This is a genomic window from Achromobacter sp. T5-5, assembly GCF_055397965.1.
Map to the genome: position 1 here is coordinate 4,007,744 of NZ_AP027919.1, position 15,463 is coordinate 4,023,206.

Genomic DNA, 15,463 nt, shown 5'->3' on the forward strand with positions numbered 1-15,463 from the left:
GCACGCGCCCGCACAATCGGACCCCGGCCGGCGAGGCGGCCGGCGGGGTGCGCCACGCGCCTCTACCTTACCAGCCTTTGCGCGTCATTCCCCCAGCGGATGCCAGCGGCGCGCCGCCAGCGCCAGCAAGGCCTCGTCGGCGCCTGCCGCCGCAACCAGCTGCAGGCCGACAGGCAGGCCGTTCACCCGGCCCGCGGGCAGGCTGATGGCCGGCAGCCCCAGCACATTCCACGGATTGGTCAGGCCCAGCAGGGTCTCGCGCACGCCGGCGCTGCCCGGACCGGCCACGCTGCGCTGCTGCAGCGCGGGCGCGGTGATGGCGACAGTGGGCAGGGCCAGGACGTCGAATTCCTGGAACAGGCGCGCGAACTCCGCCTGCAGCCGGGTTCTTTCCTTCATGGCGCGTACGTATTCCCAGCCCAGCACCCCGCGCGACGCGCGCAGGCGCTCCAGCACTTCCGGGTCGAATTTCTCCGGCTGGCTGTCGACGCGTTCGGCGTGCACTTCGTAGGCTTCGGCGCGCTGGATGGCGCCCAGCGCGGTTTGCAGCGCGCGCGCATGGCGGGTGACCTGCGGGGCCTCGTTCAGCGGGCCGCCGGCCAGGCGCTGCGCCGCCGCGCGCACGCAGGCCGTGACCGCCGCATCGTCCATCGCGAATGGCGCGTTGGGCACCCAGGCCACGCGCGGCGCGTCATCGCCGCCAGCCGTTGGGGCCATGGCGCCCGCGCTCAGCGCCAGCATGAACATTTGCGCGTCCTGCACGGAATTGGCCAGCACGCCGGGATCTTCCAGCGTGGGCGACAGCGGGAACACGCCCTCGGACGCAATGCGGTCATGCGTGGGCTTGAAGCCGACCAGGCCGCACAGCGCGGATGGCACGCGCACCGAGCCGCCGGTGTCGGTGCCCAGCGCCACCGGCACCATGCCCGCGGCCACGGCGGCGGCGCTGCCCGCGCTGGAGCCGCCGGTGATCTGGCTGGTCCGCCAGGGATTGCGCGAGGCGCCCTGCACGCTGCGGTCGCCAGTGGGACCGTAGGCGAATTCGTGGGTCAGCGTCTTGCCCACGACGATGGCGCCGGCCTCGCGCAGCAGCGCCACGCAACGCGCGTCCGCCCCCGGACGGTGGCCCAGGAAGTGGGCCGCCCCCATCGTGGTGGGCATGTCCGCCGTATCGACGTTGTCCTTGATGGCGACCGGAATGCCGTGCAGGGGCCCGCGGACCCTACCCTGCGCCCGTTCGGCGTCGCGATCGCGCGCCGCGGCCAGCGCGGCATCGATGTCCACGTGGACGAAGGCGTTCAGCTGCGGATTGAGCCGTTCGATCGCCGCGCCGGCGTGGCGCACCAGATCCTGCGCGGTGAGCCCGCCGTCGGCCATGGCCTGCTGCAGTTCGGCGATGGAGCGGCCACGGAAGAAGCCGGGCTCGACGGCCAGCGGAGGGACGGAAACACTGCGGTCGGTCATTTGGCGGCTCCAGGTTGCAGCGTCGGGCGGGCGGGCATGCGGGGCCCGACGCCGGGACGCACCTGAAGCATAGCGAACATGCCGACCGCGGTGGCGACCGATGCCGCAATGAACATCACCGAATAACCGTGGCGGGCGGTCAGGTAGCCGGTCAGCGTGGGCGCCAGGATGGACGCGATATTGGCAAAAAAGTGCATCAGGCCGCTGAAGGTGCCGACGCGGTTGGAGGGCGCGGTGTCGATCACCACGGCCCAGTAGACCGAGTTGGGCAAGGCGTTCAGCGCATTGGCCAGCGTCATGAGGGCGATCACGGCGAACACCGACTGCGCCTGCGACACCAGCAGGAAGCACAGCGTGGTGGCCAGCAGGCACCCCGCGGCGAACCAGCTGCGCGCGACTTTCAGGCTGCCCGTGCGCTTGAACAGCAGGTCCGAAATGCGGCCGCCCAGCAGCACCGTGAAGCAGGCGCCCACCCACGGAATCATGCCCATGTACCAGAGCGAGGACAGGCTGTAGCCGAAGTTGTCCTGCAGGTACTTGGGCGTCCAGGTCAGCAGCAGGAAATTCACGTACATGAACGAGAAATAGCCCAGCGTGTTCAGCACCAGCGTCTTGCTGCGGAAAAAGCTCCACCAGGGCAGCGCCGGCGCGCCGGGGGCCTCGGCGGCGGCGGCCGACTGCGCGCGCGACGCCTGGATCTCTGCCAGTTCCTGCGGGGAAACGCGGGGATTGGTTTCGGGGCGGTCGGTGAAGATGCGCATGAAGAACACCAGCACGACCAGCCCTGCCCCGCCCAGCACGAAGAACATGGCGCGCCAGCTGTCGGTCAGCGTCAGCAGGCCCACGGCCACCGGCGCGGTCAGCAAGGCGCCCAGCGGCGTGCTCAGCAGGCCAAAGCCCACCACGAAGCCGCGTTCGCGCGTCGTGGCCCAGTTGGCGATGGTCTTGTTGATGATCGAATACGCCGGTCCCTCGGCGGCGCCGAACAGGATGCGGATGGTGGCAAAGCCCGCCAGCGCGGACCCGCCCAGGAAGGCCAGGCCGAAGTCCCCCGCCCAGGCGGTGGCGATTTCGAAGAGCGACCATGCGATGCCGGCCACGATCCAGACCTTGCGCGGGCCGTAGCGGTCGGACAGCATGCCGCCGAACAGCGCGCCGACCATGTAGCCGTAACCGAAGTAACCCAGCACCGAGCCCCACTCGCCCCGGTCCAGGCCGTATTCCCCGGTGATGTGCGCGGCGGCATAGGACATGGCGCCGCGGTCGATGTAGTTGATCAGCGCCAGCAGCACGACCATGGTGAAGATCCGGTACCTGAACCGGGAGTTCTGGCTTTCAGTTGTCATAGCGTTTCGATCCAATCGGTTTACCCAAACGTTTGGGTCGGGCAATGCTACGGGGTAAAAAACCAAAAATCGATTCGGTGTAAACCCTAGGTTGCCGCCATGCGCGCCCCTGCGCTATTTCCGCGTGTATCCTCCAGCCCCATGAACAAAACGCGCCCCGTCACCCTGCAAAGCCTGGCGCGGCAGCTCGGTTTGAACGTTTCGACCGTGTCGCGGGTCCTGAACGGATCCGAAGACGACGCGCGCGGCGCCGCCGCGCCGGACACCGTGAAACGCATCCGGGCGCTTGCCGCCGAGTTGCACTATCAGACCAATCCCCACGCGGCCAGCCTGAAAACGCGGCGTAGCCGCACCATCGGCGTGCTGGTGCCCCGGCTGTCCGACATGGTGCTGGCCACCATCTACGAAGGCATCGACGAAGCCGCGGCCGAACACGGCTACCTGACCTTCGTGTCGAACACCCAGGACGTGCCCGACAAGCAGCGCAAGCTCATCGACATGGCCGTCGCGCGCCGCGTCGATGGCCTGATCCTGGGCGACGCGCACAGCGGTCCGGACGACGCGCCGCCCAATCCGCTGCTGGCCGACCTGGCGGCCCGCGACGTCCCGTTCGTGCTGGTCAGCCGCCACGCCGGCAGCCATTGCGCCGTCACCTGCGACGACATCGAGGGCGGACGCCTGGCTGCCGAACACCTGCTGGCCATGGGCCACCGGCGCATCGCCGTCATGATGGGCGAGCCCTTCGCCAGCACGGGCCGGGACCGGTCCAATGGCTTCCTGGACTACTGCTCGCGCCACGGCGTGGAGGTTCCGGCGCACTGGCGCATCGCCAGCCCCTTCGACACCGATGCGGGCCGGGCGCTGGGCGCCCGGCTGCTGGACACGGCCGACCGCCCCACCGCCATCTTCGCCGTCAACGACTTCCTGGCCGTTGGCGTGATGGGCGCCGCGCGCGACCACGGCCTGGAGGCGGGCCGCGACGTCGCCATCGTGGGCTACAACGACACGCCGCTGGCGGGCGCCCTGCCCATCGGCCTGACCACCATTCATTCGCCGATGCACCAGATGGGCCGGCTGGGGCTGGAGCTGCTGCTGCAGAAGCTGGCCGGCGGCCAGCCGCCAAGCCAGCGGCTGGCGCCTTGGCTGGTGGTGCGCGACAGCAGCAACCGCAGGATTGCGGGCTGACGCGCGCCGGGGCTCCCCCGCCCATTGCATCAGCGGGGCTGATCATCAACATCCATTAAACTGATGCAAAACGCGCGGCGGGCCGTGCTGCCTAGCATACGAACGTCCGCCGTCCGCGGCGGTGCCGCGGCGCATCGCCCTTGCCATTGCCCTTGCCACCCCGGAGTTTCCCTTGAGCGACCTCTATCACTTCAGCCGCGGCGCCGCGCCGCTGCTGATCTCCATTCCCCATCTCGGCAGCCAGATTCCCGACGCGCAGCGCCCGCAGATGACGCCGCTGGCCCTGCAGTCCGGCGACACCGACTGGCACCTGGACACGCTGTACCGCTTTGCCGAGGCGCTGGGCGCGTCCGTGTTGGGCGCGCGCTACTCGCGCTATGTGGTGGACCTGAACCGCCCGCCCAACGATGAAAGCCTGTACCCCGGCCAGACCAAGACCGGCCTGTGCCCCACCCAGACGTTTCGCGGCGAGGCGCTGTACCAGGACGAGGCCGTGCTGACGGACGCGGAACGCGCGCACCGCCTGGACGCCTACTGGAAGCCCTACCACGCCAAGCTGCGCGAAGAACTGGACCGCATCAAGGCCGAGCACGGCACCGTGCTGCTGTGGGAAGCGCATTCCATCGCCAGCGTGCTGCCGCGCCTGTTCGAGGGCAAGCTGCCCGACCTGAACATCGGCACGTCCGACGGCGCCGCCTGCGCGCCCGACATCCTGGCCGCCGTGCAGGCCCGGCTGGACGATTGCAAGGACTACACCTGGGCCGTCAACGGCCGCTTCAAGGGCGGCTACATCACGCGCCATTACGGCGCGCCGGCCGACAACGTGCACGCCATCCAGCTTGAGATGTGCCAGTCCACCTACATGGACGAGACCTACCCGTACGGCTATCGCCCCGACCTGGCCGACAAGGTCATTCCGGTGGTCGAAGGCATGGTGACGGCCGCCCTGCGCCAGACCGTCGCGCGTCCGCGCTGACACCCCGCGCTGACACCGATTGCGCGCCGCGAGCAGGACGCCGCCATGAACCGCTTTTCGTTCAGCACCACGGAAAACTATCCCGAGTGGAGCCTGCTGCTGACCTGGGTGGCGGTGGTCGAAGCCGCCTCGGTCTCGGGCGCGGCGCGTCTGCTGGGGTTTTCGCAGGCAGCGGTGTCGCAGCGGATCAAGCAGCTCGAGGCCGCCATGTCGACCGAGCTTCTGGATCGCAGCACCCGCCCGGCGCGGCCCACGCCCGCGGGCGAGCTGCTGTTCGAACACGCCGCGCGCCTGCTGGCGCAGGCGGGCGACATGACCGAGAGCGTGCGCAATCTCAGCCGGGCCAAGCGCAACATCGTGCGGTTCGGCTGCGTGGACTCGTTCGCGGGCACGCTGGGGCCGACGCTGATCCACGGGCTGTCCGGCGCGTCGCGCCAGATCCGCCTGTGGTCCGGCATCACCCCGGTGCTGGACAAGCAGTTGGAAGACCGTCAGCTCGACCTGGTGGTGACCACCAGCGCGTCGGCCGGCAAGCCCACGATCCGCAAGTACAGCCTGTTCAGCGAACCCTATGTGCTGATCGTGCCGCGGTCGATGAACATGGACCGGCTCGATACGCTCAAGGAACTGGGCAAACGCGCCCAGTTCATCCGCTACAGCGCCCGCTCGTTCATCGGCGCCGAAATCGACCGGCTGGTCGAATCGCACGGCGTGATGATCGAGCGCACCTACGAATTCGACAACACCGATCCGTTGCTCAGCCTGGTCACGGCCGGCCTGGGATTCGGCATCAGCACCCCGCTGTGCATCTGGCAGTCGCGCCACTTCCTGGATCAGTTGCGCGTGCTGCCGCTGGCGCCCTACCTGGGCGCCACGCGCGCGGACGATCCCAGCCTGTCGCGCACGCTGTACCTGGCCGCGCGCCAGCAGGAAGTGGGCAAGCTGCCCGCCGAGGCGCGGGACGTGATCCTGATGGCGATGGAACGCCTGATCCACAAGGAGCTCGCCCCGGCCCTCGGCCTGCCGCCGGCCACGCTCTGGCGCAGCCTGCGGCGCTAGGCGCGCGGTTCAGGGCAGCGAGGACGTCAGGGCCGGCACGGCCTCGAACAGGTCGCCGACCAGGCCGTAGTCCGCCACGCCGAAGATCGGCGCGTCGCCGTCCTTGTTGATCGCGACGATGACCTTGGAATCCTTCATGCCCGCCAGATGCTGGATGGCCCCCGAGATCCCGACCGCGACGTACAGGTCGGGCGCAACGATCTTGCCCGTCTGCCCGACCTGCCAGTCGTTCGGCGCGTAGCCCGCGTCGACGGCGGCGCGCGAGGCGCCCAGGGCCGCGCCCAGCTTCTCGGCCAGCGGATCCAGCAGCTTGAAGTTGTCGGCGCTGCCCAGGCCCCGGCCGCCCGACACCACGGCGCGGGCGCTGCCCAGGTCGGGGCGTTCGGACACCGCGATCTCGCGGCTGACGAAACGCGACAGCCCGGCCCCGGCCACGGCCTCGATGGCTTCCACCGCCGCGTTGCCGCCCTCGGCGGCGGCCGGGTCGAAGGCCGTGGGCCGTATGGTGGCCACGATCACCGGGTAGCCGCTCTTTACCGTGGCGATGGCGTTACCGGCGTAGATGGGACGCTTGAACGTGTCGGGCGCCAGCACCTCGATCACGTCCGAGACCTGCGCCACGTCCAGCAAGGCGGCAACGCGCGGCGCCACGCCCTTGCCCTGCGCCGTGGCGGCGAGGAACACGTGCGAGTAGCCCGCGGCCACGGCGGCCGCCTGCGCGGCCAGGTTCTCCGCAAGGCCGTCCGCAAGCTGCGGCGCCTGCGCCAGCAATACCTTGTCGACGCCGGCGACCCGCGCGGCGGCCTCGGCCGCCGCGCCGGCCTCTGCGCCCGCGACCAGCACATGCACCGGCATGGCCAGCGTCGCGGCCGCGGCGATGGCGTTGAGCGTGGCGCCGTTGAGCGCCCGATTGTCGTGTTCGGCAATAACTAGGACTGTCATCAGATCACCTTGGCTTCGTTCTTCAGTTTGTCGACCAGCGCGGCCACGTCGGCGACCTTGACGCCGGGCGCGCGCGCCGCGGGCTCCTCGACGCGCAGCGTTTCCAGGCGGGACACGGGGTCCACGCCCAGGGCCTGCGGCGTTTCGACGTCCACCGGCTTTTTCTTGGCCTTCATGATGTTGGGCAGGGTGACGTAGCGCGGTTCGTTCAGGCGCAGGTCCGCCGTGACGATGGCCGGCAGCGTCAGTTCCACCACTTCCAGGCCGCCGTCGACCTCGCGCGTGACGCGCGCCGTGCCGGCGCCGATCTCGATAGAGCTGGCATTGGTGGCCTGCGGCCAGCCCAGCAGGGCCGCCAGCATCTGGCCGGTCTGGCAGGCGTCGTCGTCGATGGCCTGCTTGCCCAGGATCACCAGCGCGGGCGCTTCCTTCTGCACGACGGCGCGCAGCAGCTTGGCCACTTCCAGCGGTTGCAGCGCCACGTCGGTCTGCACCAGCACGCCCCGGTCGGCGCCGATGGCCAGCGCGGTGCGCAAGGTCTCCTGCGATTGCGCCGTGCCGCAAGACACGGCCACCACCTCGGCCGCAATGCCCTGCTCTTTCAGACGCACAGCCGCCTCGACGGCGATTTCATCGAACGGGTTCATCGACATCTTGACGTTGCCGATGTCCACGCCGCTCTGGTCGGCCTTGACGCGCACGTTGACGTTGTAGTCAACCACGCGCTTGACCGCGGCAAGTACCTTCATGGGATCACTCCTGGGTAAATGAGATCAATGAGGAATCAATGAGAAATCAATGAGGAATCAATGAGAAATCAAGGCCCGCCCTCCGCCTGGCGGATGGGCGTCGCCGGGTCAGCCAGCGCCACGCGCGTGGACCGCGATGTCCAGGCCCACGGCGAACGGGGCGTCCGGGGCGGGGGCACAGGCCAGGCCGGGCGGCGCCATGGGATCGGCTTCCGAAGCCGGCGCCCACGCCGAGTCCCAAGCCGCCCCCCACGCCGCGCCGATGTCCGTGTCCCACGCATAGTCCCCGCCGTCCAGCACCCAAGGCGCGCCCCCGGGCGCCCCCGGGAAGCGGCCGGCGTCCACCGCCACGACGATCCGCGTCACCCGCCGCCCGCCCGCGCCCGCCAGCGAACCCGCCCTGCACGCCGGGCCCGCCGCGCATTCCACCCGCCCCTCGGCCGAGCCGCGCAGCACGAAGAGGTTCAGCACCCTCACCGGCCCGCGGACCAGGCGCGACTGCAGCACCTCGTCCCCGGCAAACACGGTGGGCGACCGGGGCCGCAGCGCCACGGCAACACCCTCGCCTTGCAGCGCCACACCCTCGCCCGACAGCACGACCGACACGCGGTCGTAGCCGGGAAAGCGCGAATACGGTCCGTCCTGCCCGATGTCGGCGATGCTGACGCGCCAGCGCCCGGCCGGGTCGGCGGCCAGCGTGCGCGTGACGCCCCCGCCGTTCTTCCAGGGCTCGGGCGGCAGCGCCAGCCAGCTCGCGCGCACCGGGGCGCGCGGATCAGGAGACCGCGCCAAGGCCGTACTTCCCGGTCAGCAGCGCGCCGCGCTGGAAGCGGTCCAGTTCATAAGGCGTGAGCGAGACGTCGGTCGGCAGTCCCAGCGCCTCTTGCGCCAGCACGCGGCCCACGGTGGGCGACAGCTTGAAGCCGTGCCCGGAGAAACCGAAGCCCACGATCAGCCCCTGGACGCCGGGCACGCGGCCCAGCACCGGGTTCCAGTCCGGCGTCACGTCGTACACGCCGGTCCAGGACGAGGCCAGGCCCGCGGTCTCATAGGCCGGGAACCGGTCCGCCACCTGCGCGCCCACTTCGGCCACGTAGTCCAGCGGAATATCGCCCTGTTCGGCGTCGCTGTTCTGCAGCGCTTCGCCCACGACGCCTTCGCTCACCAGCATCTGGTTGCCGCCGTAGCTGCGGCAATACAGCATGCCGGGCGAGGCCAGGTCCTTGAAGACCGGCATCGAATACGTATAGGGCGCCGCGTCGCATTCCAGCGCCAGCACGGCGTGGCGCTCCGGCACCACCGGCATGGAAACGCCGGTCCAGCCGGCGAGCTCCGGCGTCCAGATGTTCTGGGTGCTGATGACCAGCGGGGCGGCGTAGTCGCCCTCGGACGTGGACACGCCCGTCACGCGGCCGTTGTCGATGAGCAGGCGCTGGACGTTGACGTTCTCCCGGATGGTGACGCCGCGGCGGCGGGCGCCGCGCGCAAAGCTGGTGGCCACCAGATACGCGTCGGCAAAGCCCGCCTCGGGCTCATAGCCGATCAGCGCGGCATTGTCGAAGGAGGCAATGGGCAGCAGCTCGCGGGCCTGCGCGGCGTCCAGCAGTTCCAGCGCGATGCCCTGCGCCTGCTGCTGCGCCAACGCGCCGCGCAGGGGCTCCAGCTTGTCGTCATCGGCCGCGGTAATGAGGTAACCGCACTTGACCAGGCCGCAGGAGGCCTCTTCGTCGCCGAGATAGCTGGCGAAGTTGTTGAACACGCTCCACGACCGCTGCGCCAGCTCCACGTTCTCGCGCACGGAATAGTGCGTGCGCAGGATGCCGGACGACTGCGACGTGGTGCCCGCGCCGATGGTCGCGCGGTCCAGCACCAGTACGTTCTTCGCGCCGAGCTCGGCCAGGTGAAAGGCCACCGAACTGCCGATCACGCCGGCACCAATCACGATCACGTCATAACTTTTCACGACAAGGCTCCAAGGACAAGTGCCGCGAGTGTGGACCCGGCATTTCGGAGCCGCCGCAATATAAGCGCCGCGAATACTTAATAAAAGCGCGCCGTGCAGCGCGGCGCGCCCCGGCTGCGCTCAGGCCGCCGCGCCGACGGCGCCGCGTATCGCCTCGGCGTCCTTGCCGGGCGGCAGGCCGAACATCCGGCGGTACTCGCGGGTGAACTGCTGGACGCTCTCATAGCCCACCGCAAACGCCGCGCTGCTGGCCGAGGCGCCTTCCACGGTCATGCGCCGGCGCGCCTCGATGAGGCGCAACTGCTTCTGGAACTGCAGCGGCGACAGCGACGTGGCCGCGCGGAAGTGCTGGTGGAACGACGAAGGGCTCATCCCGGCCACGGCCGCCAGCCGCTCGACCGGCAGCGGCTGCGCGAACTCGGCCCGCAGCAGCGCGACGGCGCGCGCGATGCGCTGGGTCCCGCTGCCGGGCCAGCCCAGCTGGCGGATCGCCTGCCCGTGCCGGCCCACCAGCAGCCAATAGTGCATTTCGCGCACAAGCTGGGCCTGCAGCACGGGCAGCGCCGCCGGCCGCTCGAGCAGGCGCATCAGGCGCAGCGCGGCGTCGGCCACCTCGATGTCGGTCTGTTCCATCCGCACCGGCGCGCCGGGGTCCTCGGGCCCCAGCTTCATCTCCAGGGCCAGCTCGGACATCACCGCCAGATCCAGTTCCAGGACCAGCGAAAAATAGGGCTGCACGACGCTGGCGCGCGTGATCTGGCTGACGGTGGGCACATCGGCCGTGATCAGCAGCGAATCGCCCGCCGTGAAATCGAAGGACTGGGCCCCCAGCGCCACGCGCTTGGCGCCCTGCAGCACCAGGCAGGCGAGCGGCCGCGATATCGCATGGTCCAGGCCGCTGGGCTGCAGCGCCCGGATGACGGCCAGGCCCGCGATGGGCGTCAGCGCCACGCCGTCCGGACCGGCATGCGCCTGGAGATAGCGGCTGACGGCGGCGAGCAAGGTGTCGTTCATGGGCAGAAATGGCAAGGATTTTCCACGAGGCCATCGTAATGGGTTCTGGTCCGTCCGCACGCACATTTGGAGGATCAGGCCAACAACGCCAACGTTCAGGCAAAGGAGATCCGCCGCCCGCGCCGCAGAATCAAGCCTCCCCCCACCGATCACCAAGGAGCCGATCTATGAGCAAGATTTCTCTCGTCACGGGTTCAAGCCGGGGCCTGGGCCGCAACGCCGCCCTGGCCATCGCCCGCAAGGGCGACGACGTCGTCATCACCTACCAGAGCCGCGAGGCGCAAGCCCAGGAGGTCGTCGCCGAGATCGAGCGGCTCGGCCGCAAGGCCGTGGCGCTGCAGCTCGACGCGGGCAATGTCGCCGCCTTTCCCGACTTCGTGGCGCGCCTGAAGGCCGCGCTGGCCCAAACCTGGCGGCGCGACACCTTCGATCACCTCGTCAACAATGCCGGGCACGGCGACATGGCGCCGATCGCCGACATGAGCGTGCAGGCCTTCGACAAGCTGATCGACGTGCATTTCAAGGGCGTGTTCTTCCTGACCCAGAGCCTGCTGCCGCTGCTGGCCGACGGCGGCCGCATCGTGAACCTGTCCAGCGGCCTGACGCGCGTGTCGGCGCCAGGCTGGGCGGCGTATGCCGCGGCCAAGGGCGCGGTCGAGGTACTGACGGTCTACATGGCCAAGGAACTCGGCCCGCGCAGGATCGCCGTCAACGCCGTTGCGCCCGGCGCCATCGAGACCGACTTCCTGGGCGGCGCCGTGCGCGACACGCCCGAATTCAACCGCGCCTTTGCGGACATGACCGCGCTGGGCCGCGTCGGTGTGGCCGACGACATCGGGCCGATGATCGCCAGCCTGCTGTCCAAAGACAACCGGTGGGTCAACGCCCAGCGCATCGAAGTGTCCGGCGGGCAAGGCATCTGACGCCTGCCGGCCGCGGACGGGCCGCGCCGTGCGGCCCGCCATCCCCCCCCCTGCGAAGGCATGCGCCTCTTAAGCGCTGCTGATGTTGACCATCGCCGCTCCTTATATTCACGCCGCCGCCAGGCGCTCGGGCGAAAGTCTCGTCTGCCGCACCCCAGAGTGCTGGCGACATGGAATCTATCGGTCAATCTACATTCAAGTAGGGGAAAAATATGAACATGAATCGCCGCGCCATGCTGGTGCGCACCGCCGCGCTCGCAGGCGCAAGCGCCCTGGGCTTCCCGATGATCGGCCGCGCCGCGGGCGCGACCTACACCTATGGCGGCTCCGCGTGGCTGGGCCATTACTCCGCCTACATCGCGCTGAAGACGGGGCTCTTCGCCAAGCAGGGCCTGGACATCAAGTGGCAGAGTTTCGCCACGTCGTCGGACCGCATGAGCGCGGTGATGGCGGGCAACATCGACCTGGCCGGCACCGGCGTGGTGTCCTCGCTGGCGCTGATGGCGGCGGGTGCGCGCCAGTTCCAGGTCATCGCCACCCCGAACAACTTCGGCCGCGCCGAGGGCGTGCTGGTGCGCGACGACGTCAAGTCGGTCGCCGACCTGAAGGGCAAGAAGATCGGCGTCACGTATGCATCCAGCGCGCATGTGCTGCTGCTGGACGTGCTGCGCCAGGCGGGCATGAACCCGGACCGCGACGTCTCCATCATCAACCTGCCGGCCACCAACCTGCTGTCGGCCTACCAGGGCGGCCAGATCGACGCGGCCGTGGCCTGGACGCCGGCCTTCGACCGCATCAAGGCCGTGCCGGGCACCCGCGTCCTGCTGGACGACACCGCGTTCTCGCTCTACAAGCAATACGCCATCACCCCCGGCCCCGACGTGCTGCTGACCCATGCGAAGCTGGGCAAGGAGAATCCGGAAGCGGTGCGCAAGTTCCTGGCGGCGGTGTTCCAGGCCAACGCCATGCTGAGCAACCAGCCCGAGGAAGCCGCCGCGGTGCTGCTGGAACTGACCGGCCTGTCCAAGGACGAGCAGCTTGCCGTCATCAAGCAGACGCAGTGGTACTCGGCCGAAGACCAGAAAGCATTGATGGTGGACCCGGGCAACTTCGTCAACGGCATGCAGAAGCTGGCCGACATGCTGGTGTCGCTCAAGCAGATCGACCGCGCGCCCGCCGTCAGGGACTGGGTCCAGTCCTCGTACCTCTGAACCCCGGACAGCCTGCCTATGTCCTCGCGTTCGTCTTCACGGGAAACACGCCTGCTCTGGGTCAGCGTGTTTTCCCTGCTCAGCTTTCTCTTGCTGTGGGAAGGCCTGTGCCGCGCCGGCGCGGTCGATCCCATTTTCCTGCCCGCGCCGTCCCAGGTCCTGGCGCGGGCGCTGTCCATGTCGGACCAGGGCACGCTGTTCTACAACGTGCTGGCCTCGACGCGCCGGGTCATGGTCGGGTTCCTGGCCGCGGTGATGGTCGCCATCCCGCTGGGCATCCTGCTCGGCACGTCGAAGGTGGCGCGCGCGGTCTTCGACCCCATCATCTCGTTCCTGCGCCCACTGCCGTCCATGAGCTGGATTCCGCTGTCGCTGCTGTGGTTCGGCATCACCGAAACGCAGAAGTACAGCATCGTGTTCATGGGTTCGTTCGTGCCCGCGCTGCTGTATGTGATGGAGGCCTCGCGCAGCATCGATCCGGTGCTGGTGCGCGCGGCGCGCAACCTGGGCGCCAATCGCTGGCAGGTCATGCGCGAGGTGCTCTTCCCGGGCTGTCTGCCGCAGATCCTGTCGGGCATGAAGATCATCCTGGGCCTGTCCTGGACCTGCGTCATCTCCGCCGAGCTGGTGGCCTCCAAGGAAGGCCTGGGCTTCATGATCATGAACGGCAAGGAATTCTTCCAGACCGACACCGTGGTGCTGGGCATGGTGCTGATCAGTTTCACCGTGCTGGTGACCGATCTGTGTTTGCGGCTTCTTGAACGATGGGTGCTGGCATGGCAGCGATGAACGACACGATGATCCGGCTGACGGACGTCTCCAAGGCCTACGGCGAGGTGACCGTGCTGGACAAGGTCAACCTCGAGGTCAAGCGCGGGGAATTCCTGGTCCTGCTGGGCGCCTCGGGATGCGGCAAGTCGACACTGCTGAACCTGATGGCGGGCTTCATCACGCCCAACACGGGGTCGGTGGAAATCAACGGCAAGCAGGTCACCGACGTGACCGCCGCCTGCGGCATGGTGTTCCAGCAGTACGCGCTGTTTCCGTGGCGCACGGTGCAGGAAAACGTGGAATTCGGCCTGAAGATGCGCGGCATGTCGCGCCAGGAACGCGCGCCGATCGCCCGCAAGTTCATCGAGATGGTGGGCCTGAAGCACGCCGCGGACAAATATCCGCACGCGCTGTCGGGCGGGATGAAGCAGCGCGTGTCCATCGCGCGCGTGCTGGCCAACGACCCGGACGTGATGCTGTTCGACGAGCCCTTCGCCGCGCTGGACGCCATGACGCGGCAGGTGCTGCAGGACCAGCTGCTGTCCATCTACGAGCAGAGCGGCAAGACCATCGTTTTCATCACGCACTCCATCGACGAGGCACTGACCCTGTCCACGCGCATGGCGGTCATGGGTTCCAAGCCGGGACGCATCGTGCAGGACATCCAGAACGACCTGCCGCATCCGCGCAGCGCCGACGTGCAGTTGTCGCCGCGTTTCGTGGACCTGAAGCGCGCGATCTGGGAACGCGTGCAGGAAGAGGTCACGCGCAGCATGGAGCTGACCGCCGACTAGGCGCGCCTGGCGGGGCGGCCTGCCGGGCGCGCCCCGCTAGGTGCGCCCCACTCGGCGTGCCCCACTAAACCCGGCGGCCTTCCTCGGCCAGGAATTCCACCAGCGCGGGCAGGGACGGGTCCATCGGCCGGTTGGCGTGGATGCGCATCACATACCCCCATGACCCGGCCATGCGCAGGTGCGGCACCAGCGGCACCAGCCGGCCGCTCGCCAGGTCTTCGTCGATCAGCGGGGCGCGGCCCAGCGCGATGCCCACGCCCGCCGCGGCGGCGGCCACCACGGTGCTCAGCCCGCTCAGCACCATCGGATCCTGCCAGTCGGCATCCGCCAGGCCCAGCCGCGGGCTCCAGGTGCGCCAGTCGGTCTCCGGGCTGTCGATGTGCTTCTCTTCCAGCCAGCGATGGCGCGCGAAAACCCGGGGGTCGTTCCGGTCGGCCGGGGCGACCAGCGCCGGGCTGCAGACCGGCACGACCGTCTCGGTCATGAGCGGGATGTCGCCGGGCTCGGCGGTGTGCGGCCCCCGCGCCCGCACGTGCAGGAAGGCCAGATCGATGTCCTGGGTTTTCCAGGCCGGATCCTGGCTGGCGTGCAGGTAGACCTGGATGTCGATGTCCGGATGCAATTCGATGAAGCGGCCGATGCGCGGCGCGAGCCACAGCGCGGCCAGCGACGGGTTGGCGGACACATTCAGCGTGTAGCGGCGCTTGCCGCGCGCGGAGGCCCGGACGTTGCGGCAGGCGGTTTCCAAAAGGGTCAAGGCCTGTTGTACGGAAGCCAGCAGGGCGGCCCCGGCTTCGGTGGTCTGCGCCCGGCGCACCGTGCCGCCGCGCAGCAACAGCGGCGTCCCCAGATCCGCCTCCAGCGCGCGCAACTGATGACTGACGGCGCTTTTCGTGACGTTCAGCTCCGCGGCGGCGCGGCTCAGGCTGCCCAATCGGGCGACGGCTTCGAACGCGCGCAAGGCGGCAAGGGGCGGAGTGCGGTAAGGGGTGTCGGGCATCGGTTGAGTTTATCTCAACCCAAGATTGAAAAATCATCGCTTTCGCGCGCGCGCCGGATCGGGGAC

Annotated in this window: 15 protein-coding genes; 7 read left to right on the forward strand and 8 right to left on the reverse strand. The window is 69.1% G+C overall.

Annotation, left to right across the window (positions count from 1 at the left end):
* Window positions 1–84: 84 nt before the first annotated feature.
* Together ACZ50Q_RS18205 and ACZ50Q_RS18210 are read right to left on the reverse strand one after the other, a co-directional pair.
* Complete coding sequence (locus ACZ50Q_RS18205; RefSeq protein ID WP_464079179.1) at window positions 85–1,464, reverse strand: amidase; 1,380 nt, start codon at window positions 1,462–1,464, stop codon at window positions 85–87.
* On the reverse strand, window positions 1,461–2,810 hold the full coding sequence (locus ACZ50Q_RS18210; protein ID WP_464079180.1) for an MFS transporter: 1,350 nt from the start codon (window positions 2,808–2,810) through the stop codon (window positions 1,461–1,463). The genes ACZ50Q_RS18205 and ACZ50Q_RS18210 overlap by 4 nt, the downstream gene beginning before the upstream one ends.
* A 141-nt stretch (window positions 2,811–2,951) precedes the next feature.
* On the opposite strand from ACZ50Q_RS18210, the gene ACZ50Q_RS18215 reads away from it, so the two are divergent.
* The 3 genes from ACZ50Q_RS18215 to ACZ50Q_RS18225 all read left to right on the forward strand — a co-directional run bounded on the left by ACZ50Q_RS18215 (window position 2,952) and on the right by ACZ50Q_RS18225 (window position 6,030).
* Window positions 2,952–3,995, forward strand: a complete 1,044-nt coding sequence (locus tag ACZ50Q_RS18215) for a LacI family DNA-binding transcriptional regulator (RefSeq protein WP_076521467.1) — start codon at window positions 2,952–2,954, stop codon at window positions 3,993–3,995.
* Window positions 3,996–4,167: 172 nt separating this feature from the next.
* On the forward strand, window positions 4,168–4,971 hold the full coding sequence (gene hutG, locus ACZ50Q_RS18220; protein ID WP_464079181.1) for an N-formylglutamate deformylase: 804 nt from the start codon (window positions 4,168–4,170) through the stop codon (window positions 4,969–4,971).
* Between the two features lie 45 nt (window positions 4,972–5,016).
* A complete protein-coding gene (locus ACZ50Q_RS18225; RefSeq protein WP_092582527.1) occupies window positions 5,017–6,030 on the forward strand; it encodes a LysR family transcriptional regulator in 1,014 nt (337 codons plus the stop codon).
* 9 nt (window positions 6,031–6,039) lie between these two features.
* Here ACZ50Q_RS18225 and ACZ50Q_RS18230 read toward each other — a convergent pair whose 3' ends face one another.
* From ACZ50Q_RS18230 to ACZ50Q_RS18250, 5 genes are all read right to left on the reverse strand, one after another.
* A complete protein-coding gene (locus tag ACZ50Q_RS18230) occupies window positions 6,040–6,972 on the reverse strand; it encodes an electron transfer flavoprotein subunit alpha/FixB family protein (protein ID WP_092582528.1) in 933 nt (310 codons plus the stop codon).
* Window positions 6,972–7,721, reverse strand: coding sequence for an electron transfer flavoprotein subunit beta/FixA family protein (locus tag ACZ50Q_RS18235; protein ID WP_464079182.1), 750 nt, complete (start codon window positions 7,719–7,721; stop codon window positions 6,972–6,974). The genes ACZ50Q_RS18230 and ACZ50Q_RS18235 overlap by 1 nt, the downstream gene beginning before the upstream one ends.
* A 108-nt stretch (window positions 7,722–7,829) precedes the next feature.
* The gene (locus ACZ50Q_RS18240; RefSeq protein ID WP_464079183.1) at window positions 7,830–8,513 is read right to left on the reverse strand and encodes a HutD/Ves family protein; all 684 of its coding nucleotides are present in this window, start codon (window positions 8,511–8,513) and stop codon (window positions 7,830–7,832) included.
* Window positions 8,497–9,684: an NAD(P)/FAD-dependent oxidoreductase gene (locus ACZ50Q_RS18245; protein ID WP_464079184.1), complete on the reverse strand. Its 1,188-nt coding sequence runs from the start codon at window positions 9,682–9,684 to the stop codon at window positions 8,497–8,499. Before ACZ50Q_RS18245 ends, ACZ50Q_RS18240 begins: the two co-directional genes overlap by 17 nt.
* Before the next feature lie 120 nt (window positions 9,685–9,804).
* Window positions 9,805–10,713, reverse strand: a complete 909-nt coding sequence (locus ACZ50Q_RS18250) for an AraC family transcriptional regulator (protein WP_464079185.1) — start codon at window positions 10,711–10,713, stop codon at window positions 9,805–9,807.
* Between the two features lie 152 nt (window positions 10,714–10,865).
* Here ACZ50Q_RS18250 and ACZ50Q_RS18255 point away from each other — a divergent pair, with 152 nt between their 5' ends.
* The 4 genes from ACZ50Q_RS18255 (at window position 10,866) to ACZ50Q_RS18270 (ending at window position 14,397) form a co-directional block, all read left to right on the forward strand.
* Window positions 10,866–11,621, forward strand: a complete 756-nt coding sequence (locus tag ACZ50Q_RS18255; RefSeq protein WP_092582533.1) for an SDR family NAD(P)-dependent oxidoreductase — start codon at window positions 10,866–10,868, stop codon at window positions 11,619–11,621.
* Between the two features lie 212 nt (window positions 11,622–11,833).
* Window positions 11,834–12,832 carry an aliphatic sulfonate ABC transporter substrate-binding protein gene (locus tag ACZ50Q_RS18260; protein WP_464079186.1) on the forward strand — a complete coding sequence of 333 codons (999 nt, stop codon included), beginning with the start codon at window positions 11,834–11,836 and terminating at the stop codon, window positions 12,830–12,832.
* A gap of 18 nt (window positions 12,833–12,850) precedes the next feature.
* Window positions 12,851–13,621, forward strand: a complete 771-nt coding sequence (locus tag ACZ50Q_RS18265) for an ABC transporter permease (protein ID WP_076521480.1) — start codon at window positions 12,851–12,853, stop codon at window positions 13,619–13,621.
* Window positions 13,609–14,397 (forward strand): ABC transporter ATP-binding protein, encoded by a 789-nt coding sequence (locus ACZ50Q_RS18270; RefSeq protein WP_175493276.1) that lies wholly within the window; start codon window positions 13,609–13,611, stop codon window positions 14,395–14,397. The genes ACZ50Q_RS18265 and ACZ50Q_RS18270 overlap by 13 nt, the downstream gene beginning before the upstream one ends.
* Before the next feature lie 64 nt (window positions 14,398–14,461).
* On the opposite strand, the gene ACZ50Q_RS18275 is transcribed toward ACZ50Q_RS18270, so the two are convergent.
* Window positions 14,462–15,397 (reverse strand): LysR substrate-binding domain-containing protein, encoded by a 936-nt coding sequence (locus tag ACZ50Q_RS18275; protein ID WP_464079187.1) that lies wholly within the window; start codon window positions 15,395–15,397, stop codon window positions 14,462–14,464.
* Window positions 15,398–15,463: the final 66 nt, after the last annotated feature.

What these genes read in the sequence shown, in the direction of transcription:
- ACZ50Q_RS18210 (WP_464079180.1), bottom strand. Translation starts at nt 2,810, where the DNA reads ATGACAACTGAAAGCCAGAACTCCCGGTTCAGGTACCGGATCTTCACC.
- ACZ50Q_RS18230 (WP_092582528.1), bottom strand. Translation starts at nt 6,972, where the DNA reads ATGACAGTCCTAGTTATTGCCGAACACGACAATCGGGCGCTCAACGGC.
- ACZ50Q_RS18270 (WP_175493276.1), top strand. Translation starts at nt 13,609, where the DNA reads ATGGCAGCGATGAACGACACGATGATCCGGCTGACGGACGTCTCCAAG.
- ACZ50Q_RS18275 (WP_464079187.1), bottom strand. Translation starts at nt 15,397, where the DNA reads ATGCCCGACACCCCTTACCGCACTCCGCCCCTTGCCGCCTTGCGCGCG.
- ACZ50Q_RS18215 (WP_076521467.1), top strand. Translation starts at nt 2,952, where the DNA reads ATGAACAAAACGCGCCCCGTCACCCTGCAAAGCCTGGCGCGGCAGCTC.
- ACZ50Q_RS18225 (WP_092582527.1), top strand. Translation starts at nt 5,017, where the DNA reads ATGAACCGCTTTTCGTTCAGCACCACGGAAAACTATCCCGAGTGGAGC.
- ACZ50Q_RS18265 (WP_076521480.1), top strand. Translation starts at nt 12,851, where the DNA reads ATGTCCTCGCGTTCGTCTTCACGGGAAACACGCCTGCTCTGGGTCAGC.
- ACZ50Q_RS18255 (WP_092582533.1), top strand. Translation starts at nt 10,866, where the DNA reads ATGAGCAAGATTTCTCTCGTCACGGGTTCAAGCCGGGGCCTGGGCCGC.
- ACZ50Q_RS18260 (WP_464079186.1), top strand. Translation starts at nt 11,834, where the DNA reads ATGAACATGAATCGCCGCGCCATGCTGGTGCGCACCGCCGCGCTCGCA.
- ACZ50Q_RS18235 (WP_464079182.1), bottom strand. Translation starts at nt 7,721, where the DNA reads ATGAAGGTACTTGCCGCGGTCAAGCGCGTGGTTGACTACAACGTCAAC.
- ACZ50Q_RS18205 (WP_464079179.1), bottom strand. Translation starts at nt 1,464, where the DNA reads ATGACCGACCGCAGTGTTTCCGTCCCTCCGCTGGCCGTCGAGCCCGGC.